27 protein-coding genes and 1 riboswitch are annotated in these 26618 nt (G+C 65.0%); of the genes, 9 read left to right on the forward strand and 18 right to left on the reverse strand.

All coding sequences use genetic code 11. The annotated features are described in order from the left end of the window. Positions 1-20 precede the first annotated feature (20 nt). Both OC450_RS06265 and OC450_RS06270 read left to right on the forward strand, forming a co-directional pair. On the forward strand, positions 21-428 hold the full coding sequence (locus OC450_RS06265) for an RT0821/Lpp0805 family surface protein (protein ID WP_211382499.1): 408 nt from the start codon (positions 21-23) through the stop codon (positions 426-428). A 187-nt stretch (positions 429-615) separates the two neighbouring features. Then, positions 616-1578, forward strand: a complete 963-nt coding sequence (locus tag OC450_RS06270; protein WP_211382500.1) for a DnaJ C-terminal domain-containing protein — start codon at positions 616-618, stop codon at positions 1576-1578. Positions 1579-1979: 401 nt separating this feature from the next. Here the strand turns inward: OC450_RS06270 and OC450_RS06275 are convergent, their stop codons facing one another. Beyond that, on the reverse strand, positions 1980-2750 hold the full coding sequence (locus OC450_RS06275; protein WP_211382501.1) for an anti-sigma factor family protein: 771 nt from the start codon (positions 2748-2750) through the stop codon (positions 1980-1982). Between the two features lie 109 nt (positions 2751-2859). Then, positions 2860-3348 carry a sigma-70 family RNA polymerase sigma factor gene (locus tag OC450_RS06280; protein WP_211382502.1) on the reverse strand — a complete coding sequence of 163 codons (489 nt, stop codon included), beginning with the start codon at positions 3346-3348 and terminating at the stop codon, positions 2860-2862. Between the two features lie 170 nt (positions 3349-3518). Here OC450_RS06280 and fabI point away from each other — a divergent pair, with 170 nt between their 5' ends. The 4 genes from fabI to OC450_RS06300 all read left to right on the forward strand — a co-directional run bounded on the left by fabI (position 3519) and on the right by OC450_RS06300 (position 7448). Then, positions 3519-4328 (forward strand): enoyl-ACP reductase FabI, encoded by an 810-nt coding sequence (gene fabI / locus OC450_RS06285; protein ID WP_211382503.1) that lies wholly within the window; start codon positions 3519-3521, stop codon positions 4326-4328. Between the two features lie 75 nt (positions 4329-4403). Continuing rightward, positions 4404-5003 carry a histidine phosphatase family protein gene (locus OC450_RS06290; RefSeq protein ID WP_211382504.1) on the forward strand — a complete coding sequence of 200 codons (600 nt, stop codon included), beginning with the start codon at positions 4404-4406 and terminating at the stop codon, positions 5001-5003. An 86-nt stretch (positions 5004-5089) separates the two neighbouring features. Then, positions 5090-6178 carry a chorismate synthase gene (gene aroC, locus OC450_RS06295; RefSeq protein ID WP_211382505.1) on the forward strand — a complete coding sequence of 363 codons (1089 nt, stop codon included), beginning with the start codon at positions 5090-5092 and terminating at the stop codon, positions 6176-6178. A 79-nt stretch (positions 6179-6257) separates the two neighbouring features. Beyond that, positions 6258-7448 carry an adenylate/guanylate cyclase domain-containing protein gene (locus tag OC450_RS06300; RefSeq protein ID WP_211382506.1) on the forward strand — a complete coding sequence of 397 codons (1191 nt, stop codon included), beginning with the start codon at positions 6258-6260 and terminating at the stop codon, positions 7446-7448. A 45-nt stretch (positions 7449-7493) separates the two neighbouring features. Here OC450_RS06300 and OC450_RS06305 read toward each other — a convergent pair whose 3' ends face one another. From OC450_RS06305 to OC450_RS06335, 6 genes are all read right to left on the reverse strand, one after another. After that, entirely contained in the window at positions 7494-8684 is a 1191-nt protein-coding gene (locus OC450_RS06305) for a sensor histidine kinase (RefSeq protein WP_315986377.1), read from the reverse strand. A gap of 818 nt (positions 8685-9502) precedes the next feature. Then, a complete protein-coding gene (clpS, locus tag OC450_RS06315; protein ID WP_014497217.1) occupies positions 9503-9808 on the reverse strand; it encodes an ATP-dependent Clp protease adapter ClpS in 306 nt (101 codons plus the stop codon). A gap of 43 nt (positions 9809-9851) precedes the next feature. After that, positions 9852-10193 (reverse strand): DUF190 domain-containing protein, encoded by a 342-nt coding sequence (locus tag OC450_RS06320; RefSeq protein WP_262047468.1) that lies wholly within the window; start codon positions 10191-10193, stop codon positions 9852-9854. Between the two features lie 2 nt (positions 10194-10195). Continuing rightward, positions 10196-10624, reverse strand: a complete 429-nt coding sequence (crcB, locus tag OC450_RS06325) for a fluoride efflux transporter CrcB (RefSeq protein ID WP_211382509.1) — start codon at positions 10622-10624, stop codon at positions 10196-10198. Between the two features lie 6 nt (positions 10625-10630). Continuing rightward, positions 10631-11020: a fluoride efflux transporter CrcB gene (gene crcB / locus OC450_RS06330; protein WP_372703047.1), complete on the reverse strand. Its 390-nt coding sequence runs from the start codon at positions 11018-11020 to the stop codon at positions 10631-10633. A gap of 16 nt (positions 11021-11036) precedes the next feature. Further along, complete coding sequence (locus OC450_RS06335) at positions 11037-12335, reverse strand: MFS transporter (RefSeq protein WP_315986378.1); 1299 nt, start codon at positions 12333-12335, stop codon at positions 11037-11039. 37 nt (positions 12336-12372) lie between these two features. Beyond that, positions 12373-12450: riboswitch (Fluoride riboswitch) on the reverse strand. A gap of 303 nt (positions 12451-12753) precedes the next feature. Here OC450_RS06335 and OC450_RS06340 point away from each other — a divergent pair. Next, positions 12754-13638: a DUF1194 domain-containing protein gene (locus tag OC450_RS06340; protein WP_211382510.1), complete on the forward strand. Its 885-nt coding sequence runs from the start codon at positions 12754-12756 to the stop codon at positions 13636-13638. A gap of 174 nt (positions 13639-13812) precedes the next feature. Beyond that, on the forward strand, positions 13813-14448 hold the full coding sequence (locus OC450_RS06345) for a hypothetical protein (RefSeq protein WP_262047469.1): 636 nt from the start codon (positions 13813-13815) through the stop codon (positions 14446-14448). 134 nt (positions 14449-14582) lie between these two features. On the opposite strand, the gene OC450_RS06350 is transcribed toward OC450_RS06345, so the two are convergent. Next, positions 14583-15641: a class I SAM-dependent methyltransferase gene (locus OC450_RS06350; protein ID WP_262047470.1), complete on the reverse strand. Its 1059-nt coding sequence runs from the start codon at positions 15639-15641 to the stop codon at positions 14583-14585. Between the two features lie 257 nt (positions 15642-15898). Between OC450_RS06350 and OC450_RS06355 the strand changes: the two genes are divergently transcribed. Beyond that, positions 15899-16498 (forward strand): hypothetical protein, encoded by a 600-nt coding sequence (locus tag OC450_RS06355; RefSeq protein WP_262047471.1) that lies wholly within the window; start codon positions 15899-15901, stop codon positions 16496-16498. Here the strand turns inward: OC450_RS06355 and OC450_RS06360 are convergent. From OC450_RS06360 to OC450_RS06400, 9 genes are all read right to left on the reverse strand, one after another. Continuing rightward, a complete protein-coding gene (locus tag OC450_RS06360; protein ID WP_262047472.1) occupies positions 16495-17238 on the reverse strand; it encodes a DUF6064 family protein in 744 nt (247 codons plus the stop codon). The two genes, OC450_RS06355 and OC450_RS06360, sit on opposite strands and share 4 nt — an antisense overlap. Positions 17239-17241: 3 nt before the next feature. Then, positions 17242-17643: a hypothetical protein gene (locus tag OC450_RS06365; RefSeq protein ID WP_262047473.1), complete on the reverse strand. Its 402-nt coding sequence runs from the start codon at positions 17641-17643 to the stop codon at positions 17242-17244. Then, entirely contained in the window at positions 17643-18722 is a 1080-nt protein-coding gene (locus tag OC450_RS06370; protein ID WP_262047474.1) for an Acg family FMN-binding oxidoreductase, read from the reverse strand. Before OC450_RS06370 ends, OC450_RS06365 begins: the two co-directional genes overlap by 1 nt. A gap of 88 nt (positions 18723-18810) precedes the next feature. Continuing rightward, the gene (locus tag OC450_RS06375) at positions 18811-20058 is read right to left on the reverse strand and encodes a class I SAM-dependent RNA methyltransferase (protein WP_262047475.1); all 1248 of its coding nucleotides are present in this window, start codon (positions 20056-20058) and stop codon (positions 18811-18813) included. After that, positions 20051-20785 (reverse strand): TlyA family RNA methyltransferase, encoded by a 735-nt coding sequence (locus OC450_RS06380; protein ID WP_262047476.1) that lies wholly within the window; start codon positions 20783-20785, stop codon positions 20051-20053. Before OC450_RS06380 ends, OC450_RS06375 begins: the two co-directional genes overlap by 8 nt. 195 nt (positions 20786-20980) lie before the next feature. Beyond that, positions 20981-22909, reverse strand: a complete 1929-nt coding sequence (dxs, locus tag OC450_RS06385; protein ID WP_211382519.1) for a 1-deoxy-D-xylulose-5-phosphate synthase — start codon at positions 22907-22909, stop codon at positions 20981-20983. Between the two features lie 589 nt (positions 22910-23498). Next, entirely contained in the window at positions 23499-23750 is a 252-nt protein-coding gene (locus OC450_RS06390) for an exodeoxyribonuclease VII small subunit (protein ID WP_008132970.1), read from the reverse strand. Positions 23751-23824: 74 nt separating this feature from the next. Further along, a complete protein-coding gene (locus tag OC450_RS06395; protein ID WP_211382520.1) occupies positions 23825-24754 on the reverse strand; it encodes a histone deacetylase family protein in 930 nt (309 codons plus the stop codon). A gap of 133 nt (positions 24755-24887) precedes the next feature. Continuing rightward, on the reverse strand, positions 24888-26546 hold the full coding sequence (locus OC450_RS06400; protein ID WP_262047477.1) for a bifunctional metallophosphatase/5'-nucleotidase: 1659 nt from the start codon (positions 26544-26546) through the stop codon (positions 24888-24890). Between the last annotated feature and the right edge of the window lie 72 nt (positions 26547-26618).

The raw sequence follows: 26618 nt of genomic DNA on the forward strand, positions 1-26618 counted from the left end.
TCCGGCCGTCCGGCTTCGTCATGACCGTCGTTCTGATCGGGCTCGGCACCAGCGGCTGCAGCTTTTCGCGCAATGACACGAGTGCCTACGCCAAGGCCGACGACAGCGACCTCACCGGCTCGATCGCGATGCCGGCGAAGGAGGCGGCCCCCACCGAGACCGATCTCGCCTTCGCCCGAAACGCCGCCTCCGACGTCCTCAGCAAGGGCGACAAGGATTCCAGCCAGCATTGGGAGAATCCGGAGACCGGGGCGCGCGGTTCGGTTACGCCGATCGCGCAATCCTATGCCGCCGAGGACGGCCGCAAGTGCCGCGATTTCCTGGCGAGCTACGTCAACGGCCGCACCGAAAGCTGGCTCCAGGGCGCCGGCTGCCAAAGCACCCGTGGCCGTTGGGAGATTCATACGCTAAAGCCATGGCGGAGCTGAGCATGATCCGGACCCGAAGGGCCGCGTTCGCGAAAAGCGGGAACCGGTTTTTCGATAAGATCGTGCTCCAGAGGTAGAGAATCAGCCCCGAAGACTAGTTGCAAAAATGCCACTCGCCCCCACATGAGGCTCAGATGGGGCGGGGAGCCCTTTGAACATATCGATTTCCCGAGAGGAGACGTGACGGATGCGCGACCCCTATGAGATCTTGGGGGTGCCGCGGAGCGCCAACGCTGCCGCGATCAAGAGCGCCTATCGCAAGCTTGCCAAGAAGCATCATCCCGACAGCAACAAGGATGACCCGAAGGCCGCAGAGCGCTTCTCCGAGATCAATTCGGCAAACGAGATCATCGGCGACGAGGACAAGCGCAAGCAGTTCGACCGCGGCGAGATCGACGCCGACGGCAAGCCGCGCTTTCAGGGCTTTCCGGGCGGCGGCGGGCCACGCGGTCGCGCGGGTCCCGGCGGGTTCGAAAGCTACACGTTCCGCGGTGGCGGCGCTGGCCCCGGTCAGGGGGCTGGCGCGTTCGAGGACATCCTCAACAGCATGTTCGGCGGTGCGCGCGGCGCGCGGCCCGGGGCCGGTGGCGCCGGGCAGTTCGAATTCGACACTGGCGGGATCGGGGTTGATCTCGACCTGAATGTCGCCATGACCGTCTCGCTGGAAGAGTCGGTGCAGGGCGGAGAGAAGCGCGTCCGGCTGCCGACGGGCAAGGAGCTCAACGTCAAGATTCCGGCCGGTGTTACCGAGGGCCAGCAGATTCGGCTCCGGGGGCAGGGCGAAAGCGCTCAGGGCCATCCGCCGGGCGATCTTCTGATCACCATCAGCATTGCGCCGCACCCCTTCTTCAAGGTCGAAGGCGCCGACCTCAGGATCGACCTGCCGGTCACGCTCTATGAGGCGGTGCTCGGCGGCAAGGTCCGCGTGCCCACTCTCGGCAATGCCGTGGAATTATCGGTCCCGAAGAACACCTCCAGCGGCCGGACCTTCCGCCTCAAGGGCAAGGGATTGCCAAAAGCCGGCGGAACCGGGGATCTCTTCGTCACCATCAGGATTATGCTACCGGACGGGAACGACGCCGAGCTTGAAGCATTGATGGAGAAGTGGCGGGACCAACACCCCTACAATCCACGTAGCGGGCTTGGCTGATGCATGATCCGCAAAAGCGCGTAGCGGTTTTGTGAAAAGATCATGCGCAAACAAAGAGCTAAGGCGCGGGCTATCGCGCTTTAGGGCGAGATCTGAACTGAAGGGGTTCTCCTAAGGTCTAGAGCATCCTCCCTGCAGATGATGCTCATCATACAGGTGAAGCGTGGTAGCGCTTCGACGCTCGACGTGTCGGTTGTCCGGCGGGGCAGCCGATAAAAAGGTGCGGCCTCGAGAGGGGGACCAGCGCGGTACCAAAAACCCCAATCGAGGCCGCCCGCGTCGATCGGCGGATCGAACGCTGCTCATTTTCGCGTGATCATCCGGTGCGATAATGAGACGCGCCGATGTCTTGATTCCAAATTTTCAATGTCGGAATCGAGGCACCGCGTTTGTGTGGTTGTCTAGGTACCGTTTTTCTCGGCCTGGTCGTACACGGCCTGCGCCACCTTGGTCAGCCGGTCGCGATCGCCGCCGCCGCTGACGACGTAGCCGACGCCGCGCTCGGCCCAGAACAGCGCGCCGTCCTTGTCCGTCCTGGCGTACCGCATCTGCGTCGCGCCGTTCTCGGTTTTGGCGGTGTAGATCGTGTATCGCTCGCCCGAGGCGCCCTCATACATCAGGAACGACGCCGGACCGTTCGGCCCCGGCAGGAGCCGGCCGCCGACCAGCTTCAGCCCGCTCGCCTCCAGGTTCGGCGCGAACACGGTCCAGCCGCAGCGCCTGGTGAGCCACGCCTGGAGGTGGTCGCGCTCGTTGCCGCCGACTTCGACGGGGTGGCGAACCTCGACGACATAGAGGCGGTGGGCGTCGAGCGCGTCCGTCGTGAAGCTCTGGAAGGTCGATGGTGCGTTGGCGGCGCCATGCGCCAGCCAGCCGGCAGTGCCGCCGGTGACGAAGGCAACCAGCACGGCCGCGGCGGCGCCATAGAGCCAGTGCCGCGGGCGGCGTTCCAGCCGCTCGAGCTCAAGCCGCGCCGGCACCGGCTCCTGGGCGACGGAATCATAGCGGGCGTGCAGCATCTCGGCCATGGCGCGCCACGACTGCACGCGTTCGGCATCGTCAGGCTGGGCGGCAAGCCAGGCCTCGACGTCGGCGCGGCGCTCGGCCGGCAACTCGCCGTCGACATAGGCGTGCAGCTCGTCTTCGGTCACTGGGATCTTGCGGTCGTTCATATCGGTCGTCTCTGGCTCTGCGGCCCAAAATGTCTTTCGTGATTCAACTGCGCCGCGTCCCACTCCATGCGTGGGAAGCGCCATGCGCAATGCATCAACCCTGCCATCATCATTTCACCCGCCTGAGCGCCGGGCGCTCGCCCTCCAGCGAGGCTTTAACGTGGGCACGGGCGCGGGCCAGGCGCGACATCACGGTGCCGATCGGCACGCCCTGGATGTCGGCGACCTCGCGGTAGCTCATGCCCTCCAGCATCACCAGGAGCAGCACCGAGCGCTGCTCCTCGACCAGCGTCGCCAGCGCCTTCTCGATGTCACGTCCTTCGGCTTCGGTCCCGCTGGCATCCGGGTTGTTCTCCGTCAGCTGCATGAATTGCGGACGCCTTGCCAGCGAGCGCCGCCGGTTCTTGTTGAGGTTGGTCAGGATCGTGTACAGCCAGCTCCTGACGTCACCCCCGAGGAACAGGCGCTCCGAACGCAGCGCCCGCACCAACGTATCCTGCACCAGATCGTCGGCCGCATCCGCCTCGCGCGTGAGCGCGCGGGCGTAGCGGCGCAACGCCGGGATCATGGCTTCCACACTTTGGCGAAACGCACTCATGCCGTCTTGACGTCCTGATGTTCGGCGCGAGCGCCACAACGATCATAACACCCGAGCGGAACAGCTATTCCGGCGCTCGAAACAGCGTTAACGCCGCGTATTAGGACTATACCGCAAGGGAGGGCTGGTGTACCTCCAGACCTTGACCCAGCTCGACGGGACGTTAGGAAATGGCGCAGAATTCGGGACTGATGCAAGGCAAGCGGGGGGTGATCCTCGGCGTTGCCAACAACCGCTCGATCGCCTGGGGCATCGCCAAGGCATGCCACGCGGCCGGCGCCGAGCTCGCCTTCACCTATCAGGGCGACGCGCTGAAGAAGCGCGTCGAGCCGCTCGCCGCCGAGATCGGCGGCCTCGTGCTCGGCCATTGCGATGTGACCGATGCTGCCAGCATCGATGCCGCCTTCGCGGTGCTGCAGGAGAAATGGGGCAAGATCGATTTCCTGGTGCACGCGATCGCCTATGGCGAGCAGCTCGACGGCCGCTACGTCGACACCACGCAGGAGAATTTTTCCAAATCGATGCTGATCTCCTGCTACTCGTTCACGGCGGTGGCGCAGCGCGCCGAGAAGCTGATGACCGACGGTGGCTCACTGATCACGCTCAGCTATTACGGCGCCGAGAAGTGGATGCCGCATTACAACGTGATGGGCGTCGCCAAGGCGGCGCTGGAGGCCAGCGTGCGCTATCTCGCCGCCGATCTCGGCGAGAAGGACATTCGCGTCAACGCCATCTCGGCCGGGCCGATCAAGACGCTCGCGGCGTCCGGCATTGGCGATTTCCGCTATATCCTGAAGTGGAACGAGGCCAACGCGCCGCTGCGGCGCAACGTGTCGACGGAGGACGTCGGCGGCAGTGCGCTGTACCTCCTCTCCGATCTATCGCGCGGCGTCACCGGCGAGGTGCATCACGTCGATTCCGGCTACCACGTGCTGGGCATGAAGCGCCCGGACGCGCCGGATATCCCGCTTGGTGGATAGAGCATGATCCGGAAAAGTGGGAACCGGATTTCCGATCAGATCATGCTCAAACAACAGAGCTAGCCTTTATCTGGAATGGCCGTGCCCACGATCTATTATCTTCGCCACGGCGAGACCGAGTGGAATGCGCTCGGGAGGCTTCAGGGCACCAAGGACATTCCGCTGAACGCGCGCGGCCGCGGCCAGGCCGTGCAGGCTGGCGGCATTCTCGCCGATCTGTTCAAGCGCAACGGCCGCGACAAGGCGGGGCTTCCCTACGTGTCGAGCCCACTCGGCCGTGCGCGCATGACCATGGAGCTCGCCCGCGGCAAGCTCGAGCTGCCGGTGGCCGGCTACGCGCTCGATGATCGCCTGCGCGAGATCGGCTACGGCACCTGGGAAGGGCTCACTCTGGCCGAGAGCGAGGCCTCCGATCCCGATGTCTACGCCCGGCGCCTCGCCGACAAATGGACAGTGGGTCCCGCGGGCGGGGAGACCTACGCTGATGTGCAGGTCCGCGTCCGCGCCTGGTACGACCAGCTCCGGACCGACACCGTCGCCGTCGCCCATGGCGGCACCTGCCGGGCCCTGATGGTCTCGCTCGGCCTGGAGACGCCGGCGAGCGCCGCCGAGCTCTATATCGAGCAGGGCGCTGTCTACGTGTTTCGCGACGGACGGCTGGAGAAGTATAGTTAAGGCGGGCCGCCGCCGTCCGGAGCGGCGGGTTTGACCCCCGGCCCCCCGCGCGTTACCACACGCCGGAACCGAGCCAGCGAGCAGCGATGTCCTTCAACACCTTCGGTCACATGTTCCGCGTCACCACCTTCGGCGAGAGCCACGGGGTGGCGATCGGCTGCGTGGTCGACGGCTGTCCGCCGATGATCCCGCTGACTGAAGCCGACATCCAGGGCGATCTCGATCGCCGCCGGCCCGGCCAGTCGCGCTTCACCACCCAGCGCCAGGAGCCGGACCAGGTCAAAATCCTGTCCGGCGTGATGGCGCATCCGGAGACCGGCGTGCAGGTGACGACAGGCACGCCGATCGGGCTCCTGATCGAGAACACCGACCAGCGCTCGAAGGACTATTCCGAGATCAAGGACAAGTTTCGCCCGGGTCATGCCGACTTCACCTATGAGGCCAAATACGGCCTGCGCGATTATCGCGGCGGCGGCCGCTCCTCCGCGCGCGAGACCGCGACGCGCGTCGCCGCCGGTGCGATCGCGCGAAAGGTGCTGCCCGATGTAAAGGTACGCGGTGCGCTGGTGCAGATGGGCCCGCACAAGATCGATCGCGACAAATGGGACTGGGACGAGATTGCGAAAAATCCGTTCTTCTGTCCGGACAAGGACAAGGCCGCCTTCTTCGAGACCTATCTCGACGGTATCCGCAAGAGCGGCTCCTCGATCGGCGCGGTGCTCGAGATCGTCGCCGACGGCGTGCCGGCAGGACTGGGCGCGCCGATCTACGCCAAGCTCGACGCCGAGCTTGCATCCGCAATGATGAGCATCAATGCGGTGAAGGGCGTCGAGATCGGTGCCGGCTTCGGCGCGGCCGAGCTCACCGGCGAGGAGAACGCCGACGAGATGCGTACCGGCAATGACGGCACGCGCTTTCTGTCCAACCATGCCGGCGGCGTGCTGGGCGGCATCTCCACCGGGCAGCCGGTGGTGGTGCGCTTCGCGGTGAAGCCGACCTCGTCGATCCTGCAGCCGCGTCTGACGGTGGATCGCAAGGGCGCCGACACCGAGATATTCACCAAAGGCCGCCACGACCCCTGCGTCGGCATCCGCGCCGTTCCCGTCGGCGAAGCCATGATGGCCTGCGTGCTGGCCGATCACTTCCTGCGCGACCGCGGGCAGGTTGGGCGGTAGGGCAGGGCGAGCGGTCGTGTCGCGGTACTAGCCCACCGCGCAGCTTGACGATCCCACAACTTCGTCCGCAAATGCGGACATGCAAAACTCCGAGATCCAGCGCATCACCAACTGGCTGATCGACGGCGCGAGGTCGTCGGGGACACCCTCCGAGATGATCGCCGAGGTCTGCGAGCATCTGGTCGCGGCCGGCCTCCCGCTGTGGCGGTTCGGCATCTTCATCCGCACGCTGCATCCGGAAATCTTCGGCCGCAATTTCGTCTGGCGGGAGGGGCAGAAGGTCGAGATCGGCACCGTCGATTTCGAGATCCTCGAGACGCCTGAATTCGCACGCAGCCCGCTGCGGATCGTGTTCGAGGAGGGACTGGAGGTCCGGGGGCGGATGGACGATCCGGACAGCAAGCGGTTTCCGTTCCTCGACGACATGCGCGCCGAAGGCGTGACCGACTATTTCGCGGTGCCGATGCCCTATCTCGACGGCTCGATCCACGCGACGAGCTGGGTCACGCGGCGTCCCGGCGGTTTCAGCGAAGACGACATCGCGGCGATCCGGACCCTCGTGGCGCCGCTCGCGCGCGTCAGCGAGATCATCAGCCTGCGCCGCACCGCCGAGATGCTGCTCGACACCTATGTCGGCAACCGCGCCGGCGCGCGCATCCTCGGCGGCCAGATCCGCCGCGGCCACAACGACACCATGCAGGCGGCGATCTGGCTCTCCGACCTGCGCGGCTTCACCGCGTTGTCGGACCGGCTGCCGGCCGAGACCGTGGTCGAGATCCTCAACCATTATTTCGACTGCCAGGTCACCGCGATCCGGGGCCATGGCGGCGAGGTGCTGAAATTCATGGGCGACGGCCTGCTCGCGGTGTTCCCGATCGACGAATATGTCGGCGACGCCGCCCATGTCTGCTCGCGCGTGCTGGAGGCGGCGCGGGAGTCCCGCGCCAGCGTCGAGGCGCTCGCCTATCCCGTCGGCGACGTCGTCGAGCGCTTCCGCTTCGGCGTCGCGCTCCACGTCGGCAACATCCTCTACGGCAATATCGGCGGCGGCAATCGCCTCGATTTCACCTGCATCGGTCCTGCGGTCAATCTCGCGGCAAGGCTGGAGAAGATCGCAGGCCGGACGGGACGGACCGTCGTGGCGTCCGAGGGCTTTGCCAGCGTCTGCAACGGCGGCTGGCGCGAGCTCGGCGAATTCCCGATCGCGGGCTTTTCCAAGGCGCAGCGCGTCTACGGACTGGCGGAGGAAACGCCGGTGGTGATGGCCTGAGGTAGTCCCCGGAAGTCGGCCGCCGCCAAACCGGTCGGCAGAATTTCAGGTGCCACTCGCCATCACCGACCTCAGCGGTACATCCAACTGATAGACAAATCCGGACGCTTCATAGGCGAGGCGCACCTGCCCGTTCAGTTGCTGGCCGAGTGACTCGATCATCCGGGTGCCGTAGCTCCGCCGGGTCGGCGGCGTCACTGCGGGTCCGCCGCTTTCGCTCCACTTCAGCCGCAGCCTCTGCTCGATCTCGTCTACGGTCCATGCGATCTCGACATGGCCGGAGGAATTGGACAGTGCGCCGAATTTCGTCGTGTTGGTGCAGAGCTCGTTGAATGTCATCGCGAGCGCTATCACGGCACCGGATGTGATCCTGAGGTCCGGTCCATTGAAATGGAATCGTCTGCCCCCCTGAACGTCAAAGGGATCGGTGGCGCCGCTCAGGGTATGGGTGAGGCTCGCATTTGCCCAGCTGACCTGGATCAACAGGTCGTGGGCACGCCCCAACGCCAGCAAGCGGCCGTCCATGGCCTTTTGCCCCTGCTCCAGATTGATTGCGGCCCGGAAGCTCTGGGCTGCGATTGCGCTCACCGTCGCAAGCGTATTCTTGATGCGATGATGCAGTTCTCCGAGAATGAGCTTTTGCAGCTTGTCGGCAGCCTGGCGCTCCTGGGCTTCGATGCCCGCTTGAGCGAGCAGCAGCTTGGCGTCGGTGTCGGCCTGTTCCAGCAAGAGGCGGAGATTGTCGTTTTCCGCGACCAGAATCGATTCCTGCGGCGATCGAACCACCTCGAGGTCTTCCCCGGAGGCCGTGGTTGCGCTCGGGACGATCTTCAACGCGCCCGCCCCGATCATTCCCTGCAACTGAGAGATCATTTCTTCGACAGCGAGCGGCTTGCGAAAGAAGCGGCTGTCTGCCGGCGCTTCGGCTTCAGACGGCTTTACCTGGCCGGACACCAGCACGATCTTGATGGCAGGCCAGCGATCGTGCACCGCGTGGGCCAGCTTCAGGCCGTCCATGCTGCCGGGCATTTGGATGTCGCTGAACAGAAGCGAGATGTCCGATCGCGACTCGAGGATCGCGATTGCTTCGTCGGCGTTGACGGCCTCCACGGGGTGGAATCCTGCATCCTCCACGATATCGACCGCGCGCATGCGCAGTATCATCTCGTCTTCGACGACGAGAACGTTCGGCGAGGACGTTGGAATCGTTGACATCTGTGCACCACTTTCCTGCATCGGCCGACAAGCCCGGTCGGCGCCTTGCAATTGTTGGTCTAGCGGCGCGCAGTCACCAAACGAGCGTCATGAACTCTGACATCCGACCCACTTCTGCGCAGGCACGATGCTTTGAAGTCCGGCCAGACTTGGCCGGAGCAATTCCGGACAACAGGATGGATTGCGAGCCGATCCGCTTTTGCCAGAGCGACTGTCTCGCGCGCCTTCACTTCGGGAGCAAAGCCGGGCAACACAATCACGGACGCTCCGAGGAGGAAGAACATCGCGAACGCGATAAGAGATTTCATCATTCGGGGGCCGCTTTGGCTGTTGTCTGCCCCCGCTTCGTTTGGGGAGTGCTGCTACAACGGCCAAACCGAAATATCGTTCATTATATGCAACTTATATTCGAGGTCGCATCTGTCGGCGGATGCCGACCGTGGCCGGTGGTCGCTCGACATGAAGAGACCGCCGTCCAGGGTTGGCTTTGCCGCTACCTTGGCACTTTCGGGCGAGGCGGGCTGATCCAGTTATGAATGTGCGAGGCGGTTTCGCTCAACTGCGCTGCCTTGAGAAGCGCTTCGCGCTGGGCTCCGGGTGGCGCGATCTCTGCGCGGCGGCGGGCTTCGTCTGCCAATTGGGCAAGACGATCGCTGAGCGGGATGCTTGTCTTGGTGGTGTTTCGCACGGGAGCTCCGCATGTGGGCGGGAGCGCGAGAATCTCTCAGTCACCGTTGGAGGCCGGGATGAGCCGGTGATGGCTCACCATGCGCTTCCTGGCGGCCAATAGATACCTTATTCGGCGGGCAAATCGGGCTGGAAACGAAAGACGGCGCGCCTCATTCCTCCGGCTCCGTCGTGAACAACAGCGGATAGCCCTTGGCCCGGCCGGCGTCGGTGGCGCGGGTCGCCTTGGTCTCGGCGACGTCCCTGGTGAACACGGCGACCACGCAGGCGCCCAGCTTGTGCGCGGTGATCATGACCTTGTAGGCCTGATCCTCGGTCATGCGGAATTCGGCCTTCAGGATCATGGTGACGAATTCACGCGGCGTGAAATCGTCGTTGATCAGGATGACCTTGTGCAGCTTCGGCCGCTCGACCTTGGTCTTGGTCCTGGTTTTCGGCTTGGTGACGGTGTCGTTCATTCCGCCTCCTGGACACGGCGGGCTCGGGGTTCGGCCGGAGCGCTCAGCCTCCGGTCTTCTCACCATATTGCAGGACCTGCACCTTCTCCAAGGTGATCAGCCCGCTCGACATCATGCCGTCCAGGATGGGCAGGAATGCGTTGATGTTGTCCTCACTGTCGACGATCTCGATCAGCAGCGGCAGGTCTTCTGACAGCCGCAGGATCTTCGATGTGTGCAGCCGGCTCGACTTGCCAAACCCCATCGGTCCGCGCAGCACGGTGGCGCCTGCCAGATGCCGCTCGCGTGCCGTCATCACGATGGCTTCATAGAGCGGCTTGCCGTCGAAATGGTCGCTCTCGCCGATGAAGATCCGGAGCGAGACAGCCTGATTGGGGATTTGCATGGTCAGCTCCTTTTCAAGCGGTTGTAGCGGCTTGCCATCATATGGCCTGCCCACACCGATACCAGCCAGCAGACGACCGACGCCGCGATATAGGCCAGCGCCGTGTATTTCAGGCCGCCATGGAGCAGGCGGAAGGTCTCCAGGCTGAAGGTCGAGAAGGTGGTGTAGCCGCCGCAGAAGCCGGTCATCACGAACTGCCGGTGCCCGGGACTGGCCAGCACACGGCCGTCGGGACCGGTCAGCGCCGCATAGAAGCCGATGATCAGCGATCCCGTGGCGTTGATGAAGAGCGTCGCGAAGGGAAAGCCCGGACCGGTATCGAGCGCGAGCCCGACCAGATAGCGCGTCAGCCCGCCGGCGATGCTGCCGGCTGCAACCCAGGCATAGAGCGTCGCACTGTGCCAGCGCTCGGCGGAGGAGGGAGCGTTCATCTGCGTCTATCCTCCAAGGCTGTCAGCAAGGAGGAAACCGCAGCTCACAGCGGCAAGACACAGTCCGACCGAGAACACGATATTGCCGAGCGCATGCATCGGCTCGCCGTTGCGCGCCAGGGTGAGCGTCTGCAGGCTGAATGAGGACACCGTGGTGTAGCAGCCGAGGAAGCCGGTGACCGCGAACAGCCAGGGATCGGGCGCGGCGAACACCGACCCGGGGTGGGTCGCCAGCGCGCCAAAAATGCCGATCAGGAAGGCGCCGGTGACGTTGATGGTCATGGTTCCCCAAGGAAAGGTCTCGCCCATCCGCCGCGCGATCGCGCCGGAGACGAAATAGCGCGCACAGCCGCCAAGGACGCTGCCGATCGCGATCGCAATCACTCCGCTCAGCACGACGAACAGTCCTCCGTCATCTCATTTGCTCCGCTGCGAGCCCGTTGCCGACGGCGAAGAGTCCCACGAGCGCGACCAGTGCGAAGCCGAGCCCGGCCAGGAACGTTGCGGCCGGACCATAGGCATCCCACAGCGCGCCGGCGATCACGCTTGCGGCCAGCAAGGCAAGGCCGGTGAACAGGTTGAAATAGCCGAACGCGGTGCCGCGCAAGCTCGGCGGTGCTGCGTCGGCGACGAGGGCCGAGAGCAGGCCTTGCGTCAATCCCATATGCAGCCCCCACAATACGACGCCAAGCGCGAGGCCCGCGAGATTGGGCAGCAGCGCAAGCGCAAGATCGGCGCCGGCGAGGAGGACAAGGCCGAGCGCGAGCAGGCCGGTGCGGTTGATCCGGTCCGAGAGCACGCCGGCCGGATAGGCCGACAGCGCGTAGACGACGTTCATCAGCACCAACACGGCCGGCACCCACATCGCGTTGAGCCCGATGTTCTGCGCGCGCAGGATCAGAAAGGCCTCGCTGAAGCGCGCCAGCGTGAAGACGATTCCAACCGCGACGACACGCCAGTACACCGATCCGAGCTGCCGCATCGCGACGGCGTTCAGCGGATTGCTCGACGGCTCCCGGCGCGGGTCCGGATCCGGCTCGCTCACCGCAAATGTGACCAGTCCGAACGACAGGAACGCTGGCAGCACTGCCACCCAGAACACGATCGTAAAATTGTCCGCCGTCCACCACATCAGGCCGATCGCCACGAGCGGACCGACGAACGCGCCGATGGTGTCGAGCGACTGTCGCAGCCCGAAGCTCGCGCCGCGCAGGCCGATGGGTGCGATATCGGCGATCAGCGCATCGCGCGGGGCGCCGCGAATGCCCTTGCCGACGCGGTCGATGAAGCGGGCGGCAATCAGCCATCCGACGCTTGGAGCAAGCGGAAACAACGGTTTTGTCAGCGCGGCCAGCCCGTAGCCGAGCGCGGCGAGCAGCTTGCGCCGGCCGAGCCAGTCCGACAGCGCGCCGGAGAAGATCTTCGTGATCGAGGCGGTCGCCTCGGCAATGCCCTCGATGAAGCCGACGGTGAGCGTGGAGGCGCCGAGCACGGTGACCAGATAGACCGGCAGCAGCGCATGGATCATCTCGGAGGAGATATCCATCAGCATCGAGACGAAGCCGAGCACCCAGATCCCTCTGGGCAGCCCCGCACGCGCAGCATTCGGTGTCGTCGTCACGCCTTGGACTTCTCCTTGACCTTCACGTCCTGACCCTCTCCTGGCCTTCTTCCAGGCAACAAAAAACCCGCCATTGGCGGGTTCGTCCATGCTCCCGCCGAAGGCAGAGGCCCAAAAGATTGCCTCTCCTCAAGCAGGAGTCATCAGCCCATTACAGCCGGAGGCCGCCGGGCGGTTGTCGGGGGACTCCATCCCCATCTGTGCGGCCAGCCTAGCATGGAAATCGCGCCGGACAAGTGGGCGGGACGCTCTGTCCAATGGCTCGTCATTCCGGGAGCGCCACACGAGCCGCGGCACGGCGGGGCCGGACGGCGCGTGTGTTCCAGCGGCGCAAGCGCGGCAACATGACGGCAGCTTTGCGCAAAGCGCGCCAGTCCCGACTCGCAAATCCTGTCTCGCAAGATTCTCAGCTCGCACAGCTTAACTGGAATGTGAAGCGCAAGCGATCTTCGCACTTTGCGGCAAGGAGATTGCATGTCACCATCGCGTCATACGACGGGAGGCTGCGATGCGCTTGCTGTTCTCGATCGGGGCTGTGCTGTTGACCGGCATGTTCGCCGGAGGGGATGTTGCGGGCATCGCGGCACCAGGACCCAGGTTTGGTTCGCCTGGATCCGAGCCGCCCAAGATTCATCCGCGACGGCTGGCGGCCGACCGGGACGCGCAGACGGTCGATGTCGAACTGATCCTCGCGGTCGACGTGTCCTACTCGATGGACATGGATGAGCTCGCGATCCAGCGCGAAGGCTATGCGCAGGCGATCCAGTCGAAGGAATTCCTGCAGGCGCTGAAGCTGGGTCCGAACGGCCGGATCGCCGTGACCTATTTCGAGTGGGCCGCTTCGACCGACCAGAAGATCATCATTCCCTGGCGGCTGATCGACGGGCCCGAGACGGCGGACGCCGTCGCCGCCGAAATCATGAAGACGCCGATCCGGCGCGCCTCGCGCACCTCGATCTCCGGCGCGATCAATTTCGCGATGCCGCTGTTCGATGAGGACCCCTATCGCGGCCTGCGCCGCGTGATCGATATTTCCGGCGATGGTCCCAACAACAATGGCGGCCCGGTCACGGTGGCGCGCGACGCCGCGATCGAGAAGGGCATCGTCATCAACGGCCTGCCGATCATGGTCAAGGAGCCGTCCTATTCGACCATGGATATCGACAATCTCGACTACTACTACGAGGATTGCGTCACCGGCGGCCCCGGTTCCTTCGTGATCACGATCAAAGATCGCGACAAGTTCAAGGAAGCAATCCGCACCAAGCTGCTGATGGAGGTCGCCGGCCGCACGCCGGAGCGCCCCGTGATGCACGTTGCGGAGAAGGAAAAGGAGCCGCGCGTGAGCTGCATGATCGGCGAGAAGATCTGGTCGGACCGCTGGGGGCGCTGAACGCCCACCTCCAATGAGACCTTTTGCCCGATCCCGCCCCGTAAGATCTTAACTGCGCGTTAACTGTCGCGTGGCCCTAATCGGTTGTTTCCAATTGTTTCCGGATAATGTTCTGACGTCGCTGTCGGCGCGCGAACGAAGCGGGCCCGTCAGACCAATCCGCCGAGCAACCCGATGGCCATCGTCACCTCGAGCACCAGCCAGATCGCTCCCGCCAACGAGCGGCTGTATCACCAGAGCTCCCTGCTCGGTGACTGGAAGGGCAATTGGGTTGGCAATAATCAGCCCGTCGGCTTCAAGGTCGTGAACATCCGCGGTAACCGGGCGCAGGTCGAGTATACCCACAACGGACACACCGAGCGCGGCTTTGCCCAGGTCAGCGGCACGCTCATCACCTTTGGCGGGGTCACGGTCGGCACCAAGGACGGCAAGAACATGGTGCTCCTGTTCTCCTTCGGGGGCGCCGGCAAGCAGACCGCCAATCTCGAGAAGCAGGCGCCGCCGGCCTCCGACAGCCGCCTGATGGGAAGCTGGGGCGGCTATTCCAGCGACAACGGCAAGAGCGCGAGCTTCAAGGTGCTCTCCGTCGATGGCAAAGAAGCGCAGGTCAGCGTCACCACCGACGGCATCACCCGTCAGGGCACCGGATACGTCTACAAGAACGTCATCATGTTCGGCCAGACGCAGATCGCGACCGACGACGGACAGAACGGCAAGATCATCTACCAGGTCGGCACCAAGTCCTTCATGGTGCCGGTGACGAAATATCCGCCGGCGGATTCGTCGTCCTCGGTGGACAAGACGGCGTAGGGGCCTCACGGCCGTCGCTGCGATATGAGGTCAGCGCCGCCGCACACCGTCGTTGCGAGCGCAGCGAAGCATTCCAGAATCTTTCCGGCATTGGCATGGCCGTATGCCGCAGGCTCGCGCCGGCATGAGGAAGATCAGATCCGTGCCTCCAGGATCAGGTTGAAAGGCGTTTCGGCGGCGCGGCGGAAACGCGTCAGGCCGCCCTCGCGCACGACCTTGCACAGCCTTGCTTCGCCGGCTTGTGCGCCCAGCGCGAGGCCGACCTCCTGGTCGAGCGAGGCCGGCGTGCAGATCATGGTCGACGCCGCATAGTAGACGCGGCCGACCGGATTGAGATTGTCTTCGAGGCGGTCGCCCGCGAACGGCTCGACCAGCATGCAGGTGCCGTCCTTGGCCATGGCTTCGCGCACGTGGCTGATGGCGCCGACCGGATCGCCCATGTCGTGCAGGCAATCGAAGAAGCAGACGAGATCGTAGCCTTCGGCCGGATAGGTCTTGGCCGAGTGAACAGCGAAGCTGACCCGGTCGCCCAGCTTTGCTTCAGTGGCCGCCTTTCGCGCGGCCTCGATCGAGCCCTCGTGATAGTCGAAGCCGTAGAAGCGGGAGTTCGGGAAGGCTTCCGCCATCAGCCGGGTCGAGACGCCGTGCCCGCAGCCGACGTCGGCGACCTTGGCGCCGCGCTTCAGCTTGTCCACGACGCCGTCGAGCGCGGGCAGCCACGCCTGTACCAGGTTATGCATGTAGCCGGTGCGGAAGAAGCGGGCGGTGCCGCAGAACAGGCACTCGCTGCGGCGATTCCAGCCGACGCCCTTGCCGCTCTTGAATGCGTCCGTAATCTTCGGCTCGTCGAGAAACGCCGCGGCGATGACATTGCCGACCGCGCCGAGAAACACCGGGCTGTTCTCGTCGGCAAGCGCCATCGCCTGCTCCGGGAGCATCGAGAACTTGCCGGAAGCGGAGTCGTACTCCACGTAACCGGAAGCCGCCTGGCTCGCCAGCCATTCGCGGACGTAGCGTTCGTTCGTTCCGGTGGCGCTCGCCAGCTCGGCGGAATTCATAGGCCCCTTGCCGGCGAGGGCGCGGTAGAGGCCGAGCTTGTCGCCCAGCAGGAGCAGCGATGCGTTCATCGCCGCCCCGACCTCGGTGATCATCTTGCCCATAAAGGCATTCAACCTGTCGGAATTGACCTCCATGACAGCCTCCGTGCAATGTCGGGCATTTTCAAAGGTCTTGCGCAACTGCGCGTTGCAGGACGTCTTCAAGCCGTCGCGGTCAAAGCGACGGTCTGGGCTTGCGCGTCCTGTAAATGGGTCAATCCGGAACGAGGGAGGTTCAATGCGTCAGGAAGAGGTGAATCCTGGAACCCCATGGCGTGATCGGCGGCGTCGCATCGCTGGCATTTGCGCGATCCGGGGCGTATAATTTGCGGGCTTTCCAGACGGTTACCCGAATGCCCGGCCTTGCACGTTCCTGCACTCTTGTCGCTCTCTTGGCGGTGCTTTGCCTCGGCGCAGCTCCGGTACGAGCACAAGTGGCGCCTCTGCAATATTGGATCCCGGGCGGACCATTCGGCTTTGGCGGCAGTGTTGTCCAGAGCGCCGACGGCTACGGCAACTTTCCAAGCTTCAATGCCGGCGATGCTGGCGGCTACGATTTTCGCCCGGGCTTCTTTGTCGGAAGCCAGCGCGGCACCCTTGGTTTGAGCGGCCTCAGCCAGAGCGCGCCCGCCGGCAATTTCAGCGCGCTCTCTTATGACAGCACGCAGTTCGGTTACAACACCAAGACCGCGGGCGGCATGCCCGTCACCTTCTTTGCCGGTTTCGACACGCTGAAATACGGCAACGGGATTGGCAGTTCGCTTGCGCCGCTCACCTCCGGCACCGCACCGGGCTATGGCGGGTTTGCCGGTGTCGAATTCAAGCCGACCTCCAACCTCAGCCTGTCGTTCGGGGCCGGGTTCGCCCAGCAGCAGTCGGGACGCATGGACAGCGACATCAACTCGTCGATGCTGCCCGGCGAGTCGCCGGCGTTGGGCGGACTTCGCCGCTAGCTATCGGCTGAACCGCGCCACCAGTTCCTCAAGGGACGGTTATGTCGCGCGGCGGCCGGATGGCGTCTGGAGCATGCCCCCGGAAAGTGTGTCGCCTGGGCGGACCGTCCCGTCGCGCGATCGATCAAAATCAGAGCCACTGTCATTAAGCCGCTGGCAAGGAGCAGCCAATCCTGCGGCACGCGCAGAAGAATTGCCGCGCTGCCGCCGATCAGCGACCAGATCACGGGGATTATAAGCAGGCCGGCAGGAAGGGTCCCGCGCGTGAGCAGCAGCATGCCGAATGTGAAGATCGTGACCGGGCACGGCGTCACTCCGAACATGGGCAGTTCGGGCCAGGAATGTCCTGTGATCAGGCCGATCAGTGGATACAGCAGCGCAGAATAGGTCACGAAGAATAGTCCGATCCAGCCAGCCAGATGGCAGCGAAAGCGGAACATGACACGGTGCTGCACCAGTCCTGCATGGATCAGCGCAGCCGCCTGAAGCACAAAGAGCGCGCCAAACAAAATGGCCGCCTTGTTGATCGTTGCGAAGAACACCAGGTGATAAGCCACGCCGGTCCAAGCCCACATGACGGCAAGGATCGCTGCGATGACACGATCCGACCAGCGGTTGGGCGCAACGAGCAGGACCAGCGCCGTGCCGCCAAGCAGATAGGCCAGCACCTGTGCCGGCCAGATCGCCTGGTTGTAGCTAGCGAAAATTGCGAGGAATTGGTATTCGGTGAACGGCAACATGGGCTAGCCGGGATTCCGGTGCGCCAGCTCCGGCATGATCGCGAACAGGAGCAGCAGCGACGCATAGATCGCGCCTTCGGCCGTCACGAAGCGAGCGATCTGTTCGCGCAGGCCGATTCCGCGAAGCGCCACACCGACGACGACGTCCGCGATCTGCTGCATGGCAAGCGCGGTCGCTCCGACGCCGAGCAGGGCGCGTGTCCGGGGCTCGAGCCGCACCGCACGCGGCGCCATCCGTGCGGCGACGAGGATGGCGGCCAGCAGGAACGGTGTCTCGCATAGCACGGCTCCGAGTGACCCGATGCGCGGCTCCAGCAAGAACACGCGGATTGGCCCCAGCAGAAATCCCGCGCCGAAGACGATCAGAAAATAAAGGCCGGCAGCCGCCATGATCCGCAACGTCATCAGCGCATCACCTGCTCCGGGGCGCGCCGGAGCGATTTCGGCAGATCCGGCCCGGCTCCGAAGCGCATGATGACATCGGGACGCCGATCGCCGAGGCCGAGCGAGGTCGCGAATTGCGGCCTGAGCGCCGCCACCTCGACCGGCTGGTTGAGGAAGGAATATTTGAGCCCGAGCGCGGTCGCCTGCAGGCCGAACCGCTGACAGGCACGGCCGACCGCAATCCAGTGCGGCGGGTCGCCGCGATCGGCGGCAAGCACGACGACGCCCGCCGAGCTGTCGAGCTCGGCGCGGTATTTCCCGTTCTCGCCGCTTTCGGTGAAGAAGAACCTCAGCAGCGGGCGCGCGATCCATGCCGGCAGGGACGGATTTCCCGAGGCCCGCGAGAACAACCCGTCCATGGTTGCGACCGCATCCGTCTCGTTGAAGCGCATCCAGCTCACGAGCTCGCGCATGAAGGCCTCGTCGCGCATTTGCGCGGAGTTGCCTGCGAGCACATAGTCGGCGACCTTCGCGATCGCGGCGCGTTCGGTCAGCAGGATCGCCGAGACATTCGGCTCGCGACAGGCATTCTCGAGCTGGCGCAACGCGTCGGGCCCGGCCGCGCGGCCGTCGAAGGTTGCACGGGTGCATTGCCTGAGCGGAATCGCGTCCGCGAGCGCCGATGCGGCAGGCGGGGCCTGTTCGAGTGCGATCACGATCCGGTCGCCGTCGACGATCGGGTTTGCGCGCCAGCCCAGCGTCGATGCCGCGAGGACGAGGTTCTCCACGGCGCAGCCGAGGCTGACGAAAAGGTGGTGATCGTCCGGATCGACCGCCGGACAGCGGCGCGCGAAGTCGGGCGCAATCACGATGTCATTGCCGCCTGCAGAGAAGATCCAGGGCTGGGTGTTGTGGCTGTTGGCGGCGAGTGTCGCAAAGCGTACGAGCTCGCGATCTCTCGGCGTCGCGCGCAGCGGCGCCCGCGACGCTTGCACGGCCTCCTTGTAGCTCATTGTCGTCGCTGCCGCGGGCCGGCCGGTGAGTGCCGCTGTGGAAAGCCCGAGCGCGGCCGCCATGAGTTGTCGCCGGTCAATCGTCATCATCCGCTCCGCGGCAATTCCGCACGACGCTTCTAGCGCCGCCGCAGACCCGGAGGCTTGACCGACGTCAAGGTCCGGAGTGCCTCGGCTAGCGCGTAAACCGCGCCACCAGCTCGACATGCGGCGTGTGCCGGAACTGGTCGACCGGCACGACGGTGTCGATCCTGTAGCCGCCATCGATCAAGAGCCGCGCATCGCGGGCGAAGGTTGCGACGTTGCAGGAGACCGCGATCACCACAGGAACCTTGCTCGCGGCGAGTTTCAGCGCCTGCGCCTGGGCGCCCTGGCGCGGCGGATCGAACACCACGGCGTCGAAGTCGCGCAGCTCCGGCGGCACCAGGGGGCGGCGGAACAGATCGCGCGGCTCGCATTTGATCGGCTTGAGGCCGGGCGTGCGCGCGGCCTTCGCCAGCGCTGCGATGGCGGCGGCGTCGTTGTCATAGGCGGTGACGCGGGCTTTCTCGGCGAGCCGGAGCGCAAACGGGCCGGCGCCGCAGAAGAGGTCCAGCACCTTCTTGGCCTTGCCGATGCGTTCGGCGACGAGCGTGGCAAGCGTCTCTTCGCCGGCAACGGTCGCCTGCAGGAACGAGCCCGGCGGCAGCGTCACCTCCGCCCGGCCCATCCTGACCGTCGGCAGCAGGCGTTGCAGCACCAGCTCGCCATGCCGCGTCAGCCGCGCCAGGCGATGCTGCTCGGCGACGCGCGACAGTGCCGTGACCAGCGGCGTCGGCAGCGGACCGGAGCCGCGTACGTCGATGTCGAGGCCGTTGATGGTGGCGGTGACCTGGATGTCCAGCGGCTTGGTCACCGACATTTTGGACGACAGCAGCTCGGCGAGCGCCCAGGCGGCATCGAGCACGCCGTCGAGCCCGGGATCGAGGATCGGGCAGCGATGAATCGGGATGACGTCGTGCGAACTCGCCGCCGAGAAACCGACCTTGAGCACGTCGTGCGAGCCGAAGCGGCCGTGCAGCGTGACGCGCCTGCGCCCCGTACCATGGGCGTCCACCAGCGGCGCCACCTCGCAGTCGATGCCGGCCTGGGCCAGCGTCTCGACCACGATGCCGCGCTTCCAGGCCTGGTACGGTTCGGTTGCCCAGTGCTGGATCGCGCAGCCGCCACAAACGCCAAAATGCGGACAGAACGGTGCGATGCGTTCGGGGCTGGCGACGTCTACCGCGAGCAGCTTGCGGCGGTCGGGATGGTTGCCCGGGACGTGGTCGACCTCGACGGTCTCGCCGCCGAGCGTGTAGGGCACGTAGACCGCATCGCCCGCCCTGAGCGAGACGCCGTCGCCGCGATGGCCGACGTGGTCGATCCTGACACGCTCAACCACGGCGCGCGCCCAGGAAGAATTCGATATTGCCGTCGCCGCCGGTGATCAGCGACGGGAACACCTCGATATCGGTGCAGCCGAGCGAGGCTGCAAAGGCGGCGATGTCGTCGCAGATCTGCTGGTGCACGGCGGCGTCGCGAATGATGCCCTTCTTGTTGTGCTTTCGGTCCGCCTCGAATTGCGGCTTGATCAGCGCCAGCAGGCTCATCGGCGCGGCCGCCAGCGACAGTGCCACGGGCAGCACCGCCTTGAGCGAGATGAAGCTGACGTCGATGACGACGACGTCGGGTCGCGCCGGCAGGCGCTTGCCGTCATAAGCGCGGATGTCGGTTTCTTCCATCGACACGATCTTGGGATGGTCGCGCAACGACGGATGCAACTGGCTGGTGCCGACATCGATGGCGAACACAAGGCTGGCGCCGTTCGTGAGCAGTACCTCGGTGAAGCCGCCGGTGGAGGCGCCGACGTCGAGGCAGACATGGTCCTCGATTTCGATCGGATAGCGCTCCAGTGCGCCGGCGAGCTTGACGCCGCCGCGGGAGACATAGGGGTGCGCAGGCTCGGCCTGGATCACGGCGTCCTCGGCGATGGTCTCCGACGGTTTTGCGACCTGCTTGTCATCGGCCGTGACGAGCCCGGCCTCGATCGCCGCGCGCGCCCGCGCCCGGCTCTCGAACAGGCCGCGCTCGACCAGCAGAACATCGGCGCGCTTGCGGGCAGGGGACATCGGTTCTCCGAAGGATCAAGTCGCACACGCGGCGAGATCGTATCGGACGTCGGCCGATCTCGGTCGCACCCGGCCGGAACACATTGGCGCCCGCCAGCCGGATTGTCGGGAGAGCGATCCGCCGACCAGGCACCGCGGCACAGTACAACGCCTCTCCCGGAGGGAGAGGCGAGGGGTATCCGATCGACGATCAGATCAGGCGAGCTTGACCGTCTCGGTCTTGACGTCCTTGCCGAGCGCCTCGAACACCTTGGCGACGATGCCCTTGGCGTCGAGACCGGCGCGGCCGTACATCGCGGCCGGCGTGTCGTGGTCCTGGAACACGTCGGGCAGCACCATGGAGCGGAAGCGCACCATGCCGCTGTCGAGCGCACCCTGATCGGTCAGGAATTGCGCGACGTGCGAGCCGAAACCGCCGACCGAGCCTTCCTCGATCGTGATCAGGATCTCGTGGTCACGGGCGAGCTTGAGCACCAGCTCGGTGTCCAGCGGCTTCATGAAGCGCGCATCCGCGATCGTCGTCGAGAGGCCATGGGCGGCGAGCTCGTCGGCCGCCTTCTCGCATTCGGCCAGGCGTGTGCCGAAGGAGAGCAGGGCGATCTTGTTGCCCTGGCGGATCACGCGGCCCTTGCCGATCTCGAGCGGAATGCCGACCTCGGGCATCTCGATGCCGCGGCCTTCACCGCGCGGATAGCGCAGCGAGCTCGGACGGTCGTTGATCGCGACCTGGGTCGCCACCATGTGCACGAGCTCGGCTTCGTCGGCCGCGGCCATGATCACCATGTTCGGCAGACAGCCGAGATAGGCGTTGTCGAACGAGCCGGCATGCGTCGCGCCGTCGGCGCCGACCAGGCCGGCGCGGTCGATGGCGAAGCGCACGGGCAGGTTCTGGATCGCGACGTCATGCACGATCTGGTCGTAGCCGCGCTGGAGGAAAGTCGAGTAGATCGCACAGAACGGCTTGTACCCTTCGGTCGCGAGACCGGCGGCAAACGTCACCGCGTGCTGTTCGGCGATACCGACGTCGAAGGTGCGGTCCGGGAAGGCCTTGTTGAAGATGTCGACGCCGGTGCCGGACGGCATCGCCGCGGTGATGGCGACGATCTTGTCGTCCTTCTCCGCTTCCTTGACGAGGCTCTGGCCGAACACGTTCTGGTAGGCCGGCGCATTCGGCTTGGACTTGGCCTGGGTGCCGGTCGCGACGTCGAACTTGACGACGGCGTGGTACTTGTCGGCGGAGGCTTCCGCCGGGCCATAGCCCTTGCCCTTCTGGGTCACGACGTGGACCAGGATCGGGCCGGTTTCCATGTCGCGAACGTTCTTCAGCACGGGCAGGAGATGGTCGAGGTTGTGGCCGTCGATCGGGCCGACGTAATAGAAGCCGAGCTCCTCGAACAGCGTGCCGCCGTCCATCATGAAGCCGCGGGAGTATTCCTCGACGCGGTTGGCGCGGTTGGCGAGGATCTTGGGCAGGCGCTGGTTGATCTGCTTGGCCACATCGCGCAGCGTGCGATAGGTCTTGCCGGAATAGAGCCGCGACAGATAGGCGCTCATGGCGCCGACCGGCGGCGCGATCGACATGTCGTTGTCGTTGAGGATGACGATCAGGCGCGAGTTCATCGCACCGGCATTGTTCATGGCCTCATAGGCCATGCCCGCCGACATCGCGCCGTCACCGATGACTGCGATAACGTTGTTCTTGCCGCCTGCGAGGTCGCGCGCGACCGCCATGCCGAGGCCGGCGGAGATCGAGGTCGAGGAATGCGCGGCGCCGAACGGATCGTAATCGCTCTCGCTGCGCTTGGTGAAGCCGGACAGGCCGCCGCCGGTGCGCAGGGTGCGGATGCGGTCGCGCCGGCCGGTGAGGATCTTGTGCGGATAGGCCTGATGGCCGACGTCCCAGATCAGCCGGTCGCGCGGAGTGTCGAAGACGTAATGGATCGCGGTGGTGAGCTCGACCACGCCGAGGCCCGCGCCGAAGTGACCGCCGGTCACCGAGACGGCATCGATGGTCTCCTGCCGCAGCTCGTCGGCGACCTGGCGAACCTGCTCGACCTTGAGCTTGCGCAGGTCGTCCGGCGTCCGGATGGTGTCGAGAAGCGGCGTTTTACTGTATGCGTTCACGGCGATTTCCAATTTGTCAGCGCCGGAAAGATCGTTCCGGTGCGCGATGGGTTTGCACAATATCGGCGCAGCGCGAGTCCTTAAACCGTCGGAGCCACCTGCATGGGGCAATGCCCCGTCTTCAAGCTTAGGTGAGCTTAAGTGCGCTCCGGTTCAGTCTCTGTGATCCCTGTCACTTAGATCGGCTTCGTCCGTCCCAACCAATTTCATTAGCAGTTTGAAGCGCTTGTCGTCGGTAATCAGTGCCCACGCAAGGCTAACAAAAAGCCACACTCCGCGCAGCTTTACACCAAAGCTTGGGCCAAAGCCAACCCGCTGGGCCGATTACGGGTATGCAGGTGCAACCCGTGGGCCAGAGTGGTTAACCCGGGCACCAGCGGAAGGGTTCCTGCCTTGCCCGGTTCCTCGGCAGGATTTTGGCCGAGAGCAAGGTCTTTTGGACGGGATTCAGAGGGGCAAAGGCCCTCGTGGGGGAGTTCCCCGATCGTCGTGCTTCGCCACCCGGGCCCAAACACGCAAATGGCAACGTGCGATCATGAAAAATTGCGGGCGGCCGTTGCTCGCGGCGGGCGGCTTCGAACGGTGGGCCTTACTGGACGTCGAGCGGCGCGGTTCCGGTAGCCTGGCCGCTGGCATCGGTGGTGATCTTGTCGACGCGCGCCTCGGCCTGGCGCAGCAGCTCCTCGCAGCGGCGCTTCAGGGCCTCGCCGCGCTCGTAGATCGTCACGGATTCCTCGAGCGGCACCTTGCCGTCTTCGAGCCGCTTCACGATCGTCTCGAGCTCCTCGATCGCGCGCTCGAAGGTCAGCCTGGAGACGTCGACTTGGGTGTTTTCGGCCATCTAGGTTTCCGATTGCCCGATTCGCTTCAGATCCAGAAGAAGCAGAGTTTTGCGGGCTTAATGTGGCGGGGGCGTCAGGCGCCCATCAGGGCGCCGACATGCGCCGTAACAGATTCTTTCAATCCTTGCAGGTCGTAGCCGCCTTCGAGCACAGAAACAACGCGCCCCCCGGCGCTCTTGTCGGCGAGGTCCATCAGCTTGCGCGTCACCCAGGCATAGTCCTCCGCGCGCAAATTCAGCGAGGCCAGCGGATCGCGGTAGTGCGCGTCGAAGCCTGCCGAGATCACGAGCAACTCGGGGCTGAATTTTTCGAGCTGCGGCAGGATCAAATTCTCGAATGCGGAGCGGAATTCGGGGCCGCCGTCCTCGGAAGCGAGCGGCGCATTGACGATGGTGTCGTGGTCGCCGCGCTCGCCCTTGGCGCCGGTGCCTGGAAACAGCGGCATCTGGTGCGTCGAGCAGTACATCACGGTCGGGTCGGACCAGAAGATGTCCTGCGTGCCGTTGCCGTGATGCACGTCGAAATCGACGATGGCCGCACGCTTGATGCCGTATTTGCGCTGCGCATGGCGCGCGGCGATGGCGACGTTGTCGAAGAAGCAGAAGCCCATCGGCTTGCCGATCTCGGCGTGATGGCCCGGCGGGCGCACCGCGACGAAGGCATTGCGATGCTCGCCGTTCATCACTGCTTCGGTCGCCGCGACCGCGCCGCCGACGCCGCGCATCACCGCTTCCCACGTGCCCGGCGACATCGAGGTGTCGCCGTCGATATAGACCTGGCCGCTGGTCGGCGCGATGTGGCGCAGCTCGGTGACGTAATCCTCGTTGTGGCACAGCGTGACCAGATCGAGGTCGCCCTCCGGAGCCTGGTCGCGCGCCAGGAACTGGAAGCGCTCATTCGACAGCGCTTCCTCCACCGCGCGCAGGCGGTCGGGCCTTTCAGGATGTCCCGGCGGCGTGACGTGGTCGAGGCAGGCCTTGTGGGAGAGGAGAAGCGTGCTCATCAGGTCGGCCTCACAGCTACGGGCTCTCGACGTCGCTTGGCGCATCCGGCGCCAAAACGCAATGCAAAACACAATCTATGCGTTCCATCGGGAATGGCAAAGGGTTGTCCCGGACCGGTCCATTTGATCCGAATCAATTCACGCGCAGGATGCGGCTCAGCGGCAGTGGCCCGATCGGTCCGTGCGCCCTGAAGAACGCGAACAGCGCGTCCGCGTCGTAGCCGCCATATTGCGGCGCCGTGCCCTGCTTGGCGACGGTAAAACCGTCGCCGCCGACGGCGAGGTAATCGTTGAGGGTGACACGGTAGCCGCTTCCGGCTTCGACCGTCCTGCCGTTGAGCGTGATCTTCTCGGCGATCACGCGCTCGCCGAAGGGCTTTGCCGCGTCCCAGGCATAACTGAACCCGTTCGACACCTGGAGGATCCGCGGCCGCTTCGGATCGAGCCATTGCTGCTCGAGCATGTCCTTGAGCTGGCTGCCCGTCAGCGTCATGGTGACGAGGCGGTTGCGGAACGGCTGGCTCGCGAAGACGTCGCCGAAGGATATCGCGCCGTTCTCCCTTGGAACGATGTCGGTGCGGATACCGCCGGGATTGGTGAGCGCGATGACGGCGCTGCCCTCCTTGGCGTCCCTGGTCGCGGCAAGCTGCGCGTCCGCGATGATATCGCCGAGCGCGCTTTCGCCGGCCTCGTTCGGAATGCGCGACAGCGTCTGCGTCACCGATCCGGCCGGACGATTGGCGATCGGCGCCGACAGCTTGTCGTAGGCATCGATCAATGCGGTCTGCTCGGGATCCCTGGCCAGCGAGGCATTGGCGACGATGACGTTCTCGCCCCTGGCGCCGACGACGTCGCGGGTTACAGGATCGAGCTTGAGGTCGATGGCAGTGACCAGCGTGCCGTATTTGTCGCCGCTGGTGACGAGCCGCCCGTCGATGTCGCAGACATAGGCGCGGTGAGTGTGGCCGCTGACGACGACATCGACGGCGCGATCGAACTTCTTCACGATATCGACGATCGGGCCCGTGATCGCCGGGCATTCATTGTAGTCGCCGGCGGGCTCGCCGCCCTGATGGATCAGCACCACGATCGCCTCGACCCCGCGCGCCTTCAGTTGCGGCACCAGCGCGTTCACCGTTTCGGCTTCGTCGCGGAATTCGAGGCCAGTGATTCCGGCCGGCGAGACGATGCCCGCCGTCTCCTTCAAGGTCAGTCCGATGAAGGCGACGGGGATGCCCTCGAATTTCCTGATCTCATAAGGCGGCAGCACGCTCTTGCCGGTCGACGTCTCGAAGGTGGACGCGGCGAGATAGTGGAATTTGGCGCCCGTGAAGGCATGCGGCCCCTGGCAGCCGTCGACGGGATGGCAGCCACCATTCTGCATCCGCAGGAGCTCAGCCGTGCCTTCGTCGAATTCGTGATTGCCGACCGAGGTGATCGCGAGCCCCATCATCGAGAGCGACTCGATCGAAGGCTCGTCGTGGAACATCGCCGACAAAAACGGGCTGGCGCCGATCAGGTCGCCGGCAGCGACGAAAATCGTGTTCTTGTGCCCCTCGCGCAACTGCTTCACCAGCGTCGCCATGTATTCGGCCCCGCCGGCGGTCACCGTCACTTTCTTGGTTCGATCCTCGGGATCGCCGATCCGGATGCCGCCCGGCGGCGGGCGCAGATTGCCGTGGAAATCGTTGATCGCGAGGATGCGCAGCTCGACCGGCGCTGCGGTCTGGGCCGAGGCGGGGAGGGCGGCGAGTGCCAATGTGAAGGCGGTCAGGCGGAAGAGATGTCGCATGGAACCAGATTAATCGTTCCGCGCGAAGATTTCACGAAGCCTTTTGCCGAAACACCGCGCGTGCCGCGCGCC

The sequence above is a fragment of the Bradyrhizobium sp. Bra78 genome (assembly GCF_024519855.1).
Taxonomy (GTDB): Bacteria; Pseudomonadota; Alphaproteobacteria; order Rhizobiales; family Xanthobacteraceae; genus Bradyrhizobium; species Bradyrhizobium japonicum_G.

Excerpts from the sequence above, each read along its gene's own strand:
- OC450_RS06265 (WP_211382499.1), top strand. The coding sequence starts at position 21 with ATGACCGTCGTTCTGATCGGGCTCGGCACCAGCGGCTGCAGCTTTTCG.
- OC450_RS06270 (WP_211382500.1), top strand. The coding sequence starts at position 616 with ATGCGCGACCCCTATGAGATCTTGGGGGTGCCGCGGAGCGCCAACGCT.
- OC450_RS06275 (WP_211382501.1), bottom strand. The coding sequence starts at position 2,750 with ATGAACGACCGCAAGATCCCAGTGACCGAAGACGAGCTGCACGCCTAT.
- OC450_RS06280 (WP_211382502.1), bottom strand. The coding sequence starts at position 3,348 with ATGAGTGCGTTTCGCCAAAGTGTGGAAGCCATGATCCCGGCGTTGCGC.
- fabI (WP_211382503.1), top strand. The coding sequence starts at position 3,519 with ATGGCGCAGAATTCGGGACTGATGCAAGGCAAGCGGGGGGTGATCCTC.
- OC450_RS06290 (WP_211382504.1), top strand. The coding sequence starts at position 4,404 with ATGGCCGTGCCCACGATCTATTATCTTCGCCACGGCGAGACCGAGTGG.
- aroC (WP_211382505.1), top strand. The coding sequence starts at position 5,090 with ATGTCCTTCAACACCTTCGGTCACATGTTCCGCGTCACCACCTTCGGC.
- OC450_RS06300 (WP_211382506.1), top strand. The coding sequence starts at position 6,258 with ATGCAAAACTCCGAGATCCAGCGCATCACCAACTGGCTGATCGACGGC.
- OC450_RS06305 (WP_315986377.1), bottom strand. The coding sequence starts at position 8,684 with ATGCAGGAAAGTGGTGCACAGATGTCAACGATTCCAACGTCCTCGCCG.
- clpS (WP_014497217.1), bottom strand. The coding sequence starts at position 9,808 with ATGAACGACACCGTCACCAAGCCGAAAACCAGGACCAAGACCAAGGTC.
- OC450_RS06320 (WP_262047468.1), bottom strand. The coding sequence starts at position 10,193 with ATGCAAATCCCCAATCAGGCTGTCTCGCTCCGGATCTTCATCGGCGAG.
- crcB (WP_211382509.1), bottom strand. The coding sequence starts at position 10,624 with ATGAACGCTCCCTCCTCCGCCGAGCGCTGGCACAGTGCGACGCTCTAT.
- OC450_RS06335 (WP_315986378.1), bottom strand. The coding sequence starts at position 12,335 with ATGGACGAACCCGCCAATGGCGGGTTTTTTGTTGCCTGGAAGAAGGCC.
- OC450_RS06340 (WP_211382510.1), top strand. The coding sequence starts at position 12,754 with ATGCGCTTGCTGTTCTCGATCGGGGCTGTGCTGTTGACCGGCATGTTC.
- OC450_RS06345 (WP_262047469.1), top strand. The coding sequence starts at position 13,813 with ATGGCCATCGTCACCTCGAGCACCAGCCAGATCGCTCCCGCCAACGAG.
- OC450_RS06350 (WP_262047470.1), bottom strand. The coding sequence starts at position 15,641 with ATGGAGGTCAATTCCGACAGGTTGAATGCCTTTATGGGCAAGATGATC.
- OC450_RS06355 (WP_262047471.1), top strand. The coding sequence starts at position 15,899 with ATGCCCGGCCTTGCACGTTCCTGCACTCTTGTCGCTCTCTTGGCGGTG.
- OC450_RS06360 (WP_262047472.1), bottom strand. The coding sequence starts at position 17,238 with ATGTTGCCGTTCACCGAATACCAATTCCTCGCAATTTTCGCTAGCTAC.
- OC450_RS06365 (WP_262047473.1), bottom strand. The coding sequence starts at position 17,643 with ATGACGTTGCGGATCATGGCGGCTGCCGGCCTTTATTTTCTGATCGTC.
- OC450_RS06370 (WP_262047474.1), bottom strand. The coding sequence starts at position 18,722 with ATGACGATTGACCGGCGACAACTCATGGCGGCCGCGCTCGGGCTTTCC.
- OC450_RS06380 (WP_262047476.1), bottom strand. The coding sequence starts at position 20,785 with ATGTCCCCTGCCCGCAAGCGCGCCGATGTTCTGCTGGTCGAGCGCGGC.
- OC450_RS06390 (WP_008132970.1), bottom strand. The coding sequence starts at position 23,750 with ATGGCCGAAAACACCCAAGTCGACGTCTCCAGGCTGACCTTCGAGCGC.
- OC450_RS06395 (WP_211382520.1), bottom strand. The coding sequence starts at position 24,754 with ATGAGCACGCTTCTCCTCTCCCACAAGGCCTGCCTCGACCACGTCACG.
- OC450_RS06400 (WP_262047477.1), bottom strand. The coding sequence starts at position 26,546 with ATGCGACATCTCTTCCGCCTGACCGCCTTCACATTGGCACTCGCCGCC.